Source organism: Exiguobacterium sp. s160 (assembly GCF_018617575.1).
Taxonomy (GTDB): domain Bacteria; phylum Bacillota; class Bacilli; order Exiguobacteriales; family Exiguobacteriaceae; genus Exiguobacterium; species Exiguobacterium aestuarii_A.
Genome location: NZ_JACSKK010000010.1, coordinates 14,951 through 29,946, shown reverse-complemented (window position 1 = coordinate 29,946; position 14,996 = coordinate 14,951). Strand labels below are relative to the sequence as shown.

The 14,996-nt window shown below is 48.0% G+C and carries 13 protein-coding genes and 1 other annotated feature; all 13 genes read right to left on the bottom strand.

The genetic code is table 11. From position 1 onward, the window contains the following. Position 1: 1 nt before the first annotated feature. Positions 2-2,080 (bottom strand): elongation factor G, encoded by a 2,079-nt coding sequence (fusA, locus tag KNO86_RS13610; protein ID WP_214697122.1) that lies wholly within the window; start codon positions 2,078-2,080, stop codon positions 2-4. A 112-nt stretch (positions 2,081-2,192) separates the two neighbouring features. Next, positions 2,193-2,660, bottom strand: coding sequence for a 30S ribosomal protein S7 (gene rpsG, locus KNO86_RS13605; protein ID WP_021066600.1), 468 nt, complete (start codon positions 2,658-2,660; stop codon positions 2,193-2,195). Positions 2,661-2,708: 48 nt separating this feature from the next. After that, positions 2,709-3,131, bottom strand: a complete 423-nt coding sequence (gene rpsL, locus KNO86_RS13600; protein ID WP_012727683.1) for a 30S ribosomal protein S12 — start codon at positions 3,129-3,131, stop codon at positions 2,709-2,711. Positions 3,132-3,421: 290 nt separating this feature from the next. After that, entirely contained in the window at positions 3,422-7,021 is a 3,600-nt protein-coding gene (gene rpoC, locus KNO86_RS13595) for a DNA-directed RNA polymerase subunit beta' (RefSeq protein WP_214697121.1), read from the bottom strand. Positions 7,022-7,043: 22 nt separating this feature from the next. Continuing rightward, a complete protein-coding gene (gene rpoB, locus KNO86_RS13590) occupies positions 7,044-10,592 on the bottom strand; it encodes a DNA-directed RNA polymerase subunit beta (RefSeq protein ID WP_214697140.1) in 3,549 nt (1,182 codons plus the stop codon). 193 nt (positions 10,593-10,785) lie between these two features. Next, positions 10,786-11,382 carry a class I SAM-dependent methyltransferase gene (locus tag KNO86_RS13585; protein ID WP_074032423.1) on the bottom strand — a complete coding sequence of 199 codons (597 nt, stop codon included), beginning with the start codon at positions 11,380-11,382 and terminating at the stop codon, positions 10,786-10,788. Positions 11,383-11,461: 79 nt separating this feature from the next. Further along, complete coding sequence (gene rplL / locus KNO86_RS13580; RefSeq protein WP_074032420.1) at positions 11,462-11,830, bottom strand: 50S ribosomal protein L7/L12; 369 nt, start codon at positions 11,828-11,830, stop codon at positions 11,462-11,464. 60 nt (positions 11,831-11,890) lie between these two features. Then, positions 11,891-12,397: a 50S ribosomal protein L10 gene (rplJ, locus tag KNO86_RS13575; protein WP_214697119.1), complete on the bottom strand. Its 507-nt coding sequence runs from the start codon at positions 12,395-12,397 to the stop codon at positions 11,891-11,893. A 44-nt stretch (positions 12,398-12,441) separates the two neighbouring features. Beyond that, positions 12,442-12,595: a sequence feature (ribosomal protein L10 leader region), on the bottom strand. A gap of 59 nt (positions 12,596-12,654) precedes the next feature. Beyond that, positions 12,655-13,341: a 50S ribosomal protein L1 gene (gene rplA / locus KNO86_RS13570; protein ID WP_074032415.1), complete on the bottom strand. Its 687-nt coding sequence runs from the start codon at positions 13,339-13,341 to the stop codon at positions 12,655-12,657. Between the two features lie 94 nt (positions 13,342-13,435). Continuing rightward, on the bottom strand, positions 13,436-13,861 hold the full coding sequence (rplK, locus tag KNO86_RS13565) for a 50S ribosomal protein L11 (RefSeq protein WP_012727690.1): 426 nt from the start codon (positions 13,859-13,861) through the stop codon (positions 13,436-13,438). A 147-nt stretch (positions 13,862-14,008) separates the two neighbouring features. Beyond that, entirely contained in the window at positions 14,009-14,560 is a 552-nt protein-coding gene (nusG, locus tag KNO86_RS13560) for a transcription termination/antitermination protein NusG (RefSeq protein WP_012727691.1), read from the bottom strand. A 16-nt stretch (positions 14,561-14,576) separates the two neighbouring features. Then, positions 14,577-14,747: a preprotein translocase subunit SecE gene (secE, locus tag KNO86_RS13555; RefSeq protein ID WP_074032412.1), complete on the bottom strand. Its 171-nt coding sequence runs from the start codon at positions 14,745-14,747 to the stop codon at positions 14,577-14,579. A gap of 34 nt (positions 14,748-14,781) precedes the next feature. Further along, entirely contained in the window at positions 14,782-14,928 is a 147-nt protein-coding gene (gene rpmG / locus KNO86_RS13550; RefSeq protein WP_026824819.1) for a 50S ribosomal protein L33, read from the bottom strand. Positions 14,929-14,996 lie beyond the last annotated feature (68 nt).

Sequence of the window (14,996 nt, the reverse complement as noted above, 5' to 3'; positions counted from 1 at the left end):
ATTAGCCGTTCGCTTTTTTGACGATTTCTTCAGCAATTGATTTCGGTACTTCTTCGTAGTGATCGAAGTGCATCGAGTACGTTCCACGTCCTTGTGTACGTGAACGAAGTGATGTTGCGTAACCGAACATTTCTGAAAGTGGAATCATCGCTTTAACGACTTGTGCGTTACCGCGAGCTTCCATACCTTCTACGCGTCCACGGCGTGACGTTACGTCACCCATGATGTCACCCATGTATTCTTCAGGGATAACAACTTCAACACGCATCATTGGCTCAAGGATGACAGCTTTCGCTTGGTCCTTAAGTTGTTTAACCGCCATCGAAGCAGCAACTTTAAACGCCATCTCGTTCGAGTCGACATCGTGGTACGATCCGAATACGAGGCGAGCTTTAACGTCAACTACTGGGTAACCAGCGAGGATACCGTTTTCGAGAGCTTCTTCAATCCCGTTTTGAACAGCTGGGACGTATTCACGTGGTACAACACCACCGACGATCTTGTTCTCGAACTCGAATCCAGCGCCTTCTTCGTTCGGCTCGAATTCTACGACAACGTGACCGTACTGACCGCGTCCACCAGACTGACGAACGAATTTCGAATCGATCTTCGCAGCGCCACGGATTGTTTCACGGTAAGCAACTTGTGGTGCACCAACGTTAGCTTCTACTTTGAATTCGCGACGCATACGGTCAACGAGGATATCAAGGTGAAGCTCACCCATACCAGAGATGATCGTTTGACCAGTCTCAGGGTTTGTTTCAGTGCGGAATGTTGGATCTTCTTCTGCGAGTTTCGCAAGAGCTTGACCCATCTTATCTTGGTCTGCTTTCGATTTAGGCTCGATTGCAACCGAGATAACTGGTTCTGGGAACGTCATTGACTCGAGAACGATGTTATCTTTCTCTGTGCAAAGCGTGTCACCAGTAGTCGTATCTTTGAAACCAACAGCAGCGGCGATGTCACCAGCGTATACCATTGGAATCTCTTCACGGCTGTTTGCGTGCATTTGAAGGATACGACCGAGACGCTCACGCTTCCCTTTAGTCGAGTTCTTCACGTATGATCCTGCTTCAGCTGTACCAGAGTACACGCGGAAGAACGTCAATTTACCGACGTAAGGGTCAGTCATAACTTTGAACGCAAGTGCTGAGAATGGAGCTTCATCAGAAGGCTCACGCGTGATTTCTTCTTCTGTATCAAGGTTGATCCCTTTGATTGACTCAACATCAACTGGTGATGGGAGGTAATCAACAACGGCGTTAAGCATGAGCTGAACACCTTTGTTCTTGAAGGCAGAACCAACGAGTACAGGGTAGAATTCAACGCTAAGTGTCGCTTGACGGATTGCAGCTTTCAATTCATCGATTGAAATCTCTTCACCTTCAAGGTACTTCATCATCAACTCTTCGTTGAAGTCAGCAACACCTTCGATCAATTGACCGCGAAGTTCTTCAGCTTGGTCAGCCATGTCAGCTGGGAAGCCATCTGTTACTTCGATGTCAGTACCGAGGTCGTTGTTGTACATGTAAGTCTTCATTTCAACGAGATCGATGATCCCTTTGAAATCGTCCTCTGCTCCGATTGGGAGTTGGATCGCGTAAGCGTTCGCTTGAAGACGATCGTGGAGCGTCTTCACAGAGTACAAGAAGTCTGCGCCGATTTTATCCATCTTGTTGACGAATACGACACGTGGTACACCATATGTCGTCGCTTGACGCCATACAGTTTCGGTTTGTGGTTCTACACCTGACTGAGCGTCAAGTACAGCAACAGCACCATCAAGTACACGGAGTGAACGTTCAACTTCTACTGTGAAGTCTACGTGTCCAGGTGTATCGATGATGTTTACACGGTGGCCATTCCACTGTGCAGTTGTCGCAGCTGAAGTGATCGTGATTCCACGCTCTTGCTCCTGCTCCATCCAGTCCATTTGTGAAGCACCTTCGTGCGTTTCACCAATTTTGTGGATACGACCTGTGTAATAAAGAATACGTTCAGTTGTTGTCGTTTTACCGGCATCGATGTGAGCCATGATCCCGATGTTACGAGTATTCTTTAGGGAGAATTCTCTTGCCATACTGGGTATTCTCCTTCCGCATGTTTGATTTTCGTGTGCGCGCACACGATATGATTATACCCGAAAGCCACTCCGTTAAGCCATGCTTGGCGGAGTGGACTTTACGATTAAATTACCAACGATAGTGAGCAAACGCTTTGTTTGCTTCTGCCATCTTATGCATGTCTTCGCGTTTCTTAACAGACGCACCAGTGTTGTTGGCTGCATCCATGATTTCATTCGCGATACGTTGCTCCATCGTTTTTTCGTTGCGGAGACGAGCGTAGTTCACGAGGTAACGAAGACCAAGTGTTGTACGGCGCTCTGGACGAACTTCAACAGGAACTTGGTAGTTAGCTCCACCTACACGGCGTGCTTTAACTTCAAGTACAGGCATGATGTTGTTCATTGCTTCTTCGAACACTTCCATAGGCTCTTTGCCTGAGCGTTCAGCGATGAGGCCAAATGCGTTGTAAATGATAGTTTGAGCTGTACCTTTTTTACCGTCTAACATGACACGGTTAATGAGGCGAGTTACCAATTTCGAGTTGTAGATCGGATCTGCGATAACGTCACGACGTTCTGCACGGTTTTTACGCATCCGAGTACCCTCCTTTCAAAATTTCAATTGTATTTTAGTTGGCGAGAATTACTTCTTCGCAGCTTTCGGACGCTTCGTACCGTATTTAGAACGGCCTTGCATACGTCCATCAACACCTGCAGTGTCAAGCGCACCACGAACGATGTGGTAACGTACCCCTGGTAAGTCTTTTACACGTCCTCCACGGATAAGAACAACGCTGTGCTCTTGAAGGTTGTGGCCAATACCTGGAATGTACGCAGTCACTTCGATTTGGTTAGTCAAACGAACACGAGCATACTTACGAAGCGCCGAGTTCGGTTTCTTCGGAGTCATTGTACCAACACGTGTACAAACACCACGTTTTTGTGGTGAGCTCACGTTTGTTTGTGACTTGATGAAACTGTTGTAACCTTTGTTAAGTGCTGGAGAGTCAGATTTAACGACTTTCGATTTACGTCCTTTACGGACTAACTGGTTAATAGTAGGCATCTTTGAAGATCCTCCCTTCCTGAATGTTGCTATTTTCTAGTCCCACCGACCCGGGTGGTTCATTTAAGGTCATAACGAAACGCTTTTACGAGGCGTAGGCATTCCATGACCTCGCAAAAACGTGAGTTATACCTTGAAAGTGGCAATTGTAGCAGCCAAACCTTCCCGTAGAAAGTTCGGATGGACGTCCAAGTAGCTTGCCGACTGCTGGACATCGTTGTCATCGACAACAACCGATTGGCGGCACTAAATCATAGTAGCACCGCCAACCTGCGCTGTCAAGACGTATTTTACTCGACGGTTGTATCTTCGAGTGCAACTGGCGCCTCATCTTCTTTAAGTTCGACATCGCGGTAGACAGCCATTCCAGTACCAGCTGGAACGAGTTTACCGATGATGACGTTCTCTTTGAGTCCGAGGAGATAGTCGCGTTTCCCTTTGATTGCCGCATCTGTCAAGACACGCGTCGTTTCTTGGAACGAAGCCGCTGAGAGGAACGAATCTGTCTCAAGCGATGCTTTCGTGATCCCAAGAAGGACTGGTTTTGCAGTCGCTGGGTGTTTTCCGTCACGAATCGCATCTTTACACGCTTCTTTGAAGACGCTGATGTCGACAAGTGAACCTGGGAGAAGTGGTGTGTCACCAGACTCGATGACTTTGACACGACGAAGCATTTGGCGAACCATAACCTCAACGTGCTTATCACCAATTTCTACCCCCTGCATCCGGTATACTTTTTGAACTTCTTGGAGAAGGTAGTTCTGAACACCAGATACACCACGGACGGCGAGCAATTCTTTCGGATCGATCGAACCTTCCGTGAAGACTTCACCGGCTTCTACTGTATCGCCGATTTGAACACGGAGACGCGCTCCAAATGGAATCGTGTAAGAACGTGTTTCACTGAATCCTTCGACCGTGAGTTCACGCTTGTCACGCGATTCCGTGAAGTCGATGACCGTACCAGAGATTTCCGAGATGACCGCTTGACCTTTCGGGTTACGGGCTTCGAATACCTCTTGGATACGTGGAAGACCTTGTGTGATATCGTCTCCGGCAACCCCACCTGTGTGGAAGGTACGCATTGTAAGCTGCGTTCCTGGCTCACCGATTGATTGTGCGGCGATGATACCGACGGCTTCCCCGACTTCAACGTTTGATCCAGTAGCCAAGTTACGTCCGTAACACTTCTTACATACGCCGTGTGACGTGTTACATGTGAAGGCTGTACGGATTTCAACTTGCTCGACACCCGCATCAACGATGACGCGTGCGATATCTTCTGTGATCAATTCGTTCTTATCAACCAACACTTCGCCCGTTTCAGGGTGTGTGACTGTTTCAAACGATGTACGTCCGACGAGACGGTCGTACAAGTTTTCGATTTCTTCCGTACCTTCGCGGAGTGCAGAAACACGGATTCCGCGGTCTGTTCCACAGTCTTCTTCACGGATGATGACATCTTGCGCAACGTCAACGAGACGACGCGTCAAGTAACCTGAGTCAGCTGTCTTCAAGGCTGTATCGGCAAGACCTTTACGAGCCCCGTGAGTCGAGATGAAGTACTCTTGAACCGTCAGACCTTCACGGAACGACGATTTGATTGGAAGTTCGATGATGCGACCAGATGGAGCGGCCATCAAACCACGCATACCCGCAAGCTGCGTAAAGTTAGATGCGTTACCACGGGCACCAGAATCAGACATCATGAAGATCGGGTTCAAGCGGTTGAGGGATTTCATCAATCGAGATTGAATTTCATCCTTCGCTTCGTTCCATGCACGTACAACGCGCTCGTAACGCTCATCTTCTGTGATGAGACCACGACGGAACGACTTCATGATTTGGTCGACTTGTTTTTGTGCCTCATCCAAGATTTCCTGTTTATCAGGAAGTACGATGATGTCGGCGATCCCAACTGTCACACCGGCTTTCGTCGAGTGTTTGAAGCCAAGATCTTTCATGCGGTCAAGCATGCGGCTTGTTTCAGTCGTTTCAAACTTCTGGAACACTTCCGCGATGACTTTTCCAAGGAATCCTTTTTTGAACGGGTCGATAATTGGACGTGATGCGATTTCTTCCGCAACGTTCGCCCCTTTGTCGATGAAGTACTTATCAGGAGTTGCTTCCTGCAAGTTTTCCATTGTCGGCTCGTTCAAGTATGGGAACGTGTTTGGCAAGATCTCGTTGAAGATCATCTTACCAACAGTCGTAATGAGCAATTTCTCGTTCTGCTCGTCTGTGAACGTCGGGTTGTTGAGCGTACGTGCCGGAAGTGCCACACGCGAGTGCAAGTGGACATATCCGTTTTGGTAAGCGATCAACGCCTCGTTGACGTTCGAGAACACTTTCCCTTGACCGACGGCATCTTCACGTTCGAGTGAGATGTAGTAGTTACCGAGGACCATATCCTGCGATGGTGTAACAACCGGTTTTCCGTCTTTCGGGTTCAAGATGTTCTGTGCAGCGAGCATGAGAAGACGTGCTTCCGCTTGTGCTTCTGCAGAAAGCGGAACGTGGACGGCCATTTGGTCACCATCGAAGTCGGCGTTATAAGCCGTACATACGAGTGGGTGAAGGCGAATCGCACGACCTTCAACAAGAATCGGTTCGAATGCTTGAATACCAAGACGGTGAAGTGTCGGGGCACGGTTCAAGAGAACCGGATGCTCACGGATGACTTCTTCAAGGACGCCCCAGATCTCAGGTTGCATCTTCTCGATTTTGCGTTTTGCGTTCTTGATGTTCGAAGCGATGCCGCGACCGACAAGCTCTTTCATCACGAACGGTTTGAAGAGCTCAAGTGCCATCTCTTTTGGAAGACCACACTGATACATCTTCAAGTTCGGTCCGACGACGATAACCGAACGTCCTGAGTAGTCGACCCGTTTACCGAGAAGGTTTTGACGGAAGCGACCTTGTTTCCCTTTCAACATGTGTGAAAGTGATTTGAGCGGACGGTTACCAGGACCTGTTACCGGACGACCACGACGACCGTTGTCGATGAGGGCGTCAACCGCTTCTTGAAGCATACGCTTCTCGTTTTGCACGATGATGTTCGGCGCGCCGAGGTCGAGCAAACGTTTGAGACGGTTGTTACGGTTGATGACTCGACGATACAAGTCGTTCAAGTCAGATGTTGCAAAGCGTCCACCGTCGAGCTGTACCATTGGGCGAAGCTCTGGTGGGATGACAGGAAGTACTTCAAGGATCATCCAATCCGGATTGTTCCCTGATGTGAAGAACGCATCGAGAACTTCCAAACGCTTGATCGCACGTGTACGACGTTGACCTTGGACAGTTTTCAACTCTTCACGAAGCTCGCTCACTTCTTTTTCAAGATTAACGTCTTGAAGGAGTGTACGGATCGCTTCAGCACCCATGTCTGCTTTGAAGTCACTACCGTATTTTTCACGATAGAGACGGAATTCTTTTTCCGAGAGAAGTTGTTTCTTCTCGAGCGGTGTATCACCTGGCTCTGTGACCACGTAAGAAGCGAAGTAAATCACTTCTTCAAGTGCACGTGGTGACATATCGAGAACAAGCCCCATGCGGCTTGGAATCCCTTTGAAGTACCAGATGTGCGAAACTGGTGCCGCGAGCTCGATATGGCCCATTCGCTCGCGACGCACTTTCGCTTTCGTCACTTCAACGCCACAGCGGTCACAAATGACTCCTTTATAACGGATACGTTTGTACTTCCCGCAGTAACATTCCCAGTCTTTCGTAGGACCGAAGATTCGTTCACAGAATAATCCGTCCTTCTCTGGTTTAAGTGTACGATAGTTGATCGTTTCCGGCTTTTTGACTTCACCGTAAGACCACGAACGGATCTTCTCTGATGAAGCCAAGCCGATTTTCATATATTCAAATCGATTAACATCTACCAAGGGGCCGACCTCCCTTTTCGCCTTATTCCTCTTCCGTAACAGTCGGTTGAACGACTTGTTCTAACGCCGATGTTGCGTTCGGGATGTTGTCGTCATCTTCATCTTTCATTTCGACTTCTTCATCATCCGCTGACATCATCTTGACTTCCATACCGAGCGCTTGAAGCTCTTTGATCAAGACGCGGAATGATTCAGGAACGCCCGCTTTCGGAACGCTCTCGCCTTTCACGATGGCCTCGTATGCTTTCACACGACCAACCGTGTCATCCGACTTGATTGTCAAGATTTCTTGGAGCGTGTAGGCTGCGCCGTACGCTTCAAGAGCCCAAACTTCCATCTCCCCGAAGCGCTGACCACCGAACTGTGCTTTACCACCGAGCGGTTGTTGCGTAACGAGTGAGTATGGTCCAGTCGAACGAGCGTGAAGTTTATCATCAACCATGTGCGCGAGTTTGATCATGTACATGACACCGACAGAGACACGGTTATCGAACGGTTCACCCGTACGACCGTCATAGAGACGCGTCTTCGCATCTTTATCCATACCAGCCTCTTCAATCGTTGCCCATACGTCTTCCTCACGCGCTCCATCGAATACAGGTGTCGCCACTTTGATGCCGAGCTTCTTCGCCGCCATCCCTAAGTGAAGTTCAAGCACCTGACCGATGTTCATACGAGATGGTACCCCAAGCGGGTTGAGCATGATGTCAACCGGTGTACCGTCTGGCATGTATGGCATATCTTCTTCAGGGAGGATCCGCGAGATAACACCTTTGTTACCGTGACGTCCCGCCATCTTATCCCCTTCGTGAATCTTACGTTTTTGAACGATGTAGACACGTACCATCTGGTTGACGCCCGGAGACAACTCGTCGCCGTTTTCACGATCGAACACTTTGACATCCAAGATGATTCCGTCTCCACCGTTTGGTACACGAAGTGACGTATCACGTACTTCACGTGCCTTCTCACCGAAGATTGCGTGCAAGAGACGCTCTTCCGCCGTCAATTCCGTAACTCCTTTAGGCGTTACTTTACCGACGAGGATATCGCCATCCTTGACTTCAGCTCCGATGCGGATAATTCCACGATCGTCCAAGTTACGAAGCGCGTCATCTCCGACGTTTGGAATATCACGTGTGATTTCCTCTGGTCCGAGTTTCGTGTCACGTGACTCTGACTCGTACTCTTCGATATGAATCGATGTGTACACGTCATCTTTCACGAGACGCTCACTCATGATGATCGCATCCTCATAGTTGTAACCATCCCAAGTCATGAAGGCAACGACGACGTTACGGCCGAGCGCGAGCTCACCCATATCCATCGACGGACCGTCTGCAAGGATTTCTCCTTTTTCGACACGGTCGCCAGCTGCGATGATTGGTTTTTGGTTGTAGCATGTCCCTTGGTTAGAACGGACATATTTTTGAAGTTTGTAGCGGTCTAAATCACCTGAAACCTCAGAACCGTTAACGTCAGACGTACGACGGATCAAGATTTCACGCGCTGTGACACGCTCAACGACACCTGGGTATTTCGCAACGATTGCTGCCCCAGAGTCTTTCGCAGACACGTACTCCATTCCAGTACCGACGATTGGTGAATCTGGTTGGAGAAGCGGTACTGCTTGACGTTGCATGTTCGCTCCCATGAGGGCACGGTTCGAGTCATCGTTCTCAAGGAACGGGATACATGCTGTCGCGGCAGAAACAACCTGTTTCGGCGAAACGTCCATGTAATCGACTCGGCTTGGCTCAACTGACAAGTTTTGTCCGCGGAAGCGGCAAAGAACTTGTTCGTCTGCAAAGTGACCGTCTTCTGTGAGCGGCATGTTCGCCTGTGCAACGACGTAGAGGTCTTCCTCATCAGCCGTCATATATTGGATATCGCCAGTGACAAGACCTGTTTCCGGGTCAACGCGACGATACGGTGCTTCGATGAAACCGTACTCGTTCACTTTCGCATAAGACGAGAGTGAGTTGATGAGTCCGATGTTCGGTCCCTCTGGTGTTTCGATTGGACACATCCGACCGTAGTGCGAATAGTGAACGTCTCGAACTTCGAAACCGGCACGCTCACGTGTCAAACCACCCGGTCCAAGTGCAGAGAGACGGCGTTTGTGCGTCAACTCAGCGAGCGGGTTCGTCTGGTCCATGAACTGTGACAATTGCGAGCTACCGAAGAACTCTTTCAATGATGCGATAACCGGACGAATGTTGATAAGCGCCTGCGGTGTGATCGCGTTTTGATCTTGAATCGACATACGCTCTTTTACGACACGTTCCATACGAGAAAGCCCGATACGGAATTGGTTTTGGAGAAGTTCTCCGACTGAACGAAGACGACGGTTTCCTAAGTGGTCGATGTCATCTGTTGTTCCGACTTCGTGAAGTAAGTTGAAGAAGTAGTTGATTGAAGCGATAATATCAGCCGGCGTAATATGTTTAATACTACGGTCGATATTGCCATTTCCGATGATGTTCAAGACACGCTCTCCATCTGGGTCATCTGGTGAGATGACTTTGATTGATTGAAGACCGAACGGTTCACCTTCAGCGACACCACCAGTTGGTTCCGCATCGACATAACCGAGGCCGCTCTCCAAGTGTGGGAGGATACGATCTAAGTTGCGGCGATCGAGGACTGTTCCAGCTTCAGCGAGTACTTCGCCTGTTTCTGGGTCCACGAGCGTTTCCGCCAATTTTTGACCGAACAAACGGTTCTTAAGATGAAGCTTTTTGTTCATCTTGTAGCGACCGACGTTCGCTAAGTCATAACGTTTCGGGTCGAAGAAACGTGACACGAGAAGTGATTTCGCATTTTCTACCGTTGGTGGTTCACCAGGGCGGAGACGCTCATAAATCTCGATCAACGCTTTCTCTGTAGACTCTGTATTATCTTTTTCAAGGGTGTTACGAAGGTATTCGTCATCCCCGAGAAGGTCGATAATCTCTTGGTCCGTACCGAATCCGAGGGCACGCAACAACACCGTTACCGGGATTTTACGGGTACGGTCGATACGAACATAAACGATATCTTTGGCATCTGTCTCGAGTTCGAGCCAAGCACCACGGTTCGGGATGACGGTTGCGCCAAATCCACGTTTACCGTTTTTATCGAGTTTAGCGTTATAGTACACGCTCGGTGAACGAACAAGCTGGGAAACGATGACGCGTTCTGCACCATTAATGATAAACGTTCCCGATTCTGTCATGAGCGGGAAATCACCCATGAATACTTCTTGTTCCTTAAGCTCACCTGTCTCTTTGTTTTGGAGACGTACTTTTACGCGAAGTGGCGCAGAATAAGTAACGTCGCGCTCCTTCGATTCATCGATTGAATACTTCGGCTCACTGAGCGAGTAATCGATGAACTCCAATACGAGGTTTCCTGTGAAGTCGGAAATCGGTGAAATGTCCGTGAACATTTCCTTCAATCCTTCACGCAAGAACCACTCATAAGAAGCAGTTTGAATTTCAATCAAATTCGGAAGCTCTAATACCTCACTGATACGGGCAAAGCTTCTTCTCTGACGGTGACGACCGTACTGAACAAGTTGACCAGTCAACTGATTCACCTCTCAGACCCCCAATTCTTTAGCGAATTTTTCGGGCGTAGTAATCGAACATTGTCATTGAATGTCGCTCGTTTTCCGTCTCTAAAAAGCAGCAGACACGGCAGTTTCAAGCGAATTCCATTCCAATGGCATTTTATAATGTTAGCATATACGTTATAGCGAGTCAACAAGACTTCACCGTTTGTCAAGACCGAATTGCTCGGAAAATAAAGTAACCTTTTTCTTTCGCAATCGTTTCGACTTGACCAAACACCTCTTCTAATAACTTCTTAGCAGAAGGCGCTCCTTGTTTTTTCTGAATGACGACATAGATTGCTCCTCCATCGACCAAATGCGCATGTGCTTCACGCAAGATCGTATGGACGACTTGTTTCCCCGCACGAATCGGCGGATTGGTGACAATGGCGGCAAACCGTTCTCCCCCCACCGCGTCATACGCGTGAGAAAGTCGTGTTTCGACCGTCACTCCATTACGGGCGGCGTTTTGCTCAGAGAGCGCCAGCGCACGCTCATTCACATCGATGAGCAAGGCTTCACGCCCAGAGGCATCGGCAAGCGAGATCCCCATCGGACCATAGCCACAGCCTACATCTAAAATACGTCCTGAGACATCAGGCACTTCAAACGACTCAATTAAAAGACGCGACCCAAAATCGACTGATCCTTTCGAGAACACACCGCGGTCCGAAGTGAAATGATACTGTTTCCCTCGCAACTCGTACGTCCATGTCTCCGGGGCACTTTCCGAACGTGGATCGTTCGTATAGTAATGATCTCCCATGCGTTGAACCTCCTAACCCTTTCTTCAAGGAAATAAAAGAAGCTCGCCATGGCGAGCTTCTATAGGTTGTGAAGTTGAATTACTTAACTTCAACAGATGCGCCAGCTTCTTCAAGCTTAGCTTTGATTGACTCAGCGTCTTCTTTAGAAACGCCTTCTTTGACTGGAGCTGGAGTTCCGTCAACGAGTGCTTTTGCTTCTTTAAGACCGAGACCTGTGATTTCACGAACAGCTTTGATGACGTTGATTTTACCAGCGCCAGCGTTTGTGAGTACTACGTCGAATTCAGTTTTCTCTTCAGCTGCTGCGCCTGCGCCAGCACCTGCAACTGCTACTGGAGCTGCTGCTGATACGCCGAATTCTTCTTCGATTGTTTTTACGAGTTCGTTAAGTTCGAGAACCGTCATTGATTTGAGGTCTTCGATGAATTGCTCTTTGTTGAAAGCCATTATGGTTTTCCTCCTTTGATGTTGTGAAAAAGTTTTTTGAGTTACGCTACGCGACAAAAATTAAGCTGATTGCTCTTCTTTTTGTTCTGCGATTGCGTTTGTTGCGACTGCGAGCCCACGGATTGGAGCTTGAAGTACGCTGAGAAGCATCGAGAGAAGACCATCGCGTGATGGAAGTTCTGCAAGGGCTTTGATTTCTTCGAGTGAAGTCACTTTGCCTTCGATGATTCCGCCTTTGAGTTCGAGCGCTTTGTGCTCTTTCGAGAAGTCGTTCAAGATCTTCGCTGGAGCAACAACGTCTTCGTTAGAGAAGGCGATTGCTGTAGGACCAGTGAAGACTTCGTCAAGACCTTCGAAGTTCGACTGAGTAGCTGCGCGGCGAAGAAGACCGTTCTTGTAAACTTTGAACTCGATTCCAGCGTCACGGAGTGATTTACGGAGTGTAGTCACTTCTTCAACTGTAAGTCCACGGTAGTCAACAACAACTGTTCCAACGCTCGCTTGCATTTTCTCAGCGATTTCATCGACGAGTGCCGATTTCTGAGCTACGATTTTTTCGTTTGCCATGTGTTTGCACCTCCTAGTCAATTCTTATACCGGACGAGAGGCTGCTCTCCAAAAGAAATCCCTCGTATGAAGACATACGAGGGCGTAATTGTTTGAAAGTAAACCTGTGACAACAGGCTCAAGTTCGAGCAAAGACACCTCGGAAGGGTTTACGGACCGATGTCCACCTTCTGTCTACGGTAATCCAACATATTCGGTTGAACGTGTATTACTTTAACAGCGGCGTCACACGTTGTCAACAATTTATTTCAACAAGATTACTTAAGGAAATCCGCAGTCGCTACACGGATCCCAGGACCCATTGTAGATGAAAGCGCGATGTTTTTAAGGTAAGTTCCTTTTGCAGTAGCAGGCTTCACTTTCATGAGTGTTTCGAGGATTGTCTCGATGTTCTCAGTAAGTTTAGATGCTTCAAATGATTTCTTACCAACTGGAACGTGGATGTTACCAGCTTTATCAACACGGTATTCAACTTTACCAGCTTTGATATCCGCGATTGCTTTTTCTACGTCAAAAGTAACTGTTCCTGTTTTCGGGTTAGGCATGAGGCCTTTAGGTCCGAGAACACGACCGAGTTTACCAACTTCACCCATCATGTCAGGTGTCGCAACGATTACATCGAAGTCGAACCATCCTTGTTGGATTTTGTTGATGTACTCAGCGTCGCCAACGTAGTCTGCGCCAGCAGCTTCCGCTTCTTTCACTTTCTCACCTTTTGCGAAGACGAGAACTTTTTGTGTTTTACCAGTACCGTGTGGAAGTACAACGGCACCACGGATTTGTTGGTCTGCTTTCTTCGGATCTACGCCGAGACGGACAGCAACTTCGATTGTTTCATCGAATTTAGCAGTAGCTGTTTTTTGAACGAGCTCGACAGCTTCAGCGAGGTCGTATGACTTCGTGCGGTCAACAAGCTTAGCTGCTTCTTGGTGTTTTTTACCCATGATCTTTTCCTCCTTGTGGTTAGCGGAATTTCCTCCCACATAATGAAGGGATTGAAGGTGAGCAGTATTCACCGACAACCCCAGAGACTAACAATTAGTCTTCGATTACAATACCCATACTACGTGCAGTACCTTCAACCATAAGCATCGCTGTTTCTACAGATGATGCGTTAAGGTCAGGCATTTTAAGTTCAGCGATTTCGCGAACTTTGTCACGCTTAACCGTTGCTACTTTCTTACGGTTTGGTTCACCAGAACCACTCTCGATACCAGCAGCTTTCTTCAAGAGAACTGCAGCTGGTGGAGTTTTCGTAATAAATGTAAACGAACGATCTTCGTATACCGTGATGACTACAGGAATAATCAATCCGGCTTGGTCTTGTGTACGAGCGTTGAACTCTTTACAGAATCCCATGATGTTAACACCTGCTTGACCAAGTGCTGGACCTACTGGTGGTGCTGGGTTAGCTTTACCAGCTGGGATTTGAAGTTTAACGAGTTTAGAAACTTTTTTCGCCACGAGACACACCTCCTTAAGTCTAAAATGTGGTTTCTTGGACGTTGTGCGCCCTCCCACTCAATCTATTAGGTCGAGTTTGTACCGAAATATAGCACAACATCAAACATTTTCGATTGTACCATCCGTTTCACGGATTAGCAAGTGGGTTTAGTTAATTTTCTGAACTTGTTCGAAATCAAGCTCAATTTTTGTTTCGCGACCAAACATGTCGACCACGACTTTGAGCTTCTCTTTGTCGGCTTCAATCTCATCGATTGTCCCTTCAAAGTTCTCGAACGCGCCTTCTTTCACGCGGACAAGATCACCGAGCTCGTAGTTGTAACGATCTTTCTTCTCGATGAGTCCCATTTGTGACAAGACGTTTGTCACTTCGTCCGGTTGGAGCGGGATCGGTTTTGCCCCGCCGCCTGTTGAACCGAGGAAGCCGGTGACGTTAGGCGTGTTGCGGACAACATACCATGAATCGTCAGTCATGACCATCTCTACGAACACATAGCCCGGGAAGCTTTTGACTTCACGCTCTTTAATTTTCTTCTCGCCACTCTTCAATGTGACTTCTTCTTGCGTCGTTTCAGTCGGGACGAGGACGCGGAAAATTTTATCTTCCATGTTCATCGAACCGATTCGACGTTCTAGGTTTTCTTTGACGTTATTCTCAAAACCTGAGTACGTCTGGACAACAAACCATTGTTTCTCCACGGCTTTCACCTCTTCCTTAGTTAATCAATAAATTGACGAGATAGCTGACTCCAGTATCTACGCCGAACACGAACAGGCCAATCACGACAACAGTCGCGATGACGGTAACGGTATATTTCGTGAGTTCTTTACGAGTTGGCCAACTCGTTTTTTTCAACTCTTTCCATACGTCGCGCAAAAAGTTCATGGTAGCTTCCTCCTACATTGAATGCCAATCTACGTTACTTTGATTCTCGATGCATCGTATGCGCGTTACAGCGGCGACAAAACTTTTTCATTTCAAGCCGTGTCGACACACCATCTTTTTTTGTCGTCGAATACTCCCGAGACCCGCATTCTGAGCAAGCGAGACTTACTTTCTTTGCCATTCATAAGCGCCCCTTTCGACTACTCCCTCTTAAAAAAGAGCGAAAAAAAAACGCCTCCTGTAAATGGC

Excerpts from the sequence above, each read along its gene's own strand:
- rplA (WP_074032415.1), bottom strand. The coding sequence starts at position 13,341 with ATGGGTAAAAAACACCAAGAAGCAGCTAAGCTTGTTGACCGCACGAAG.
- rpsG (WP_021066600.1), bottom strand. The coding sequence starts at position 2,660 with ATGCGTAAAAACCGTGCAGAACGTCGTGACGTTATCGCAGATCCGATC.
- rpmG (WP_026824819.1), bottom strand. The coding sequence starts at position 14,928 with ATGGCAAAGAAAGTAAGTCTCGCTTGCTCAGAATGCGGGTCTCGGGAG.
- rplL (WP_074032420.1), bottom strand. The coding sequence starts at position 11,830 with ATGGCTTTCAACAAAGAGCAATTCATCGAAGACCTCAAATCAATGACG.
- rplJ (WP_214697119.1), bottom strand. The coding sequence starts at position 12,397 with ATGGCAAACGAAAAAATCGTAGCTCAGAAATCGGCACTCGTCGATGAA.
- fusA (WP_214697122.1), bottom strand. The coding sequence starts at position 2,080 with ATGGCAAGAGAATTCTCCCTAAAGAATACTCGTAACATCGGGATCATG.
- secE (WP_074032412.1), bottom strand. The coding sequence starts at position 14,747 with ATGAACTTTTTGCGCGACGTATGGAAAGAGTTGAAAAAAACGAGTTGG.
- KNO86_RS13585 (WP_074032423.1), bottom strand. The coding sequence starts at position 11,382 with ATGGGAGATCATTACTATACGAACGATCCACGTTCGGAAAGTGCCCCG.
- rpsL (WP_012727683.1), bottom strand. The coding sequence starts at position 3,131 with ATGCCTACTATTAACCAGTTAGTCCGTAAAGGACGTAAATCGAAAGTC.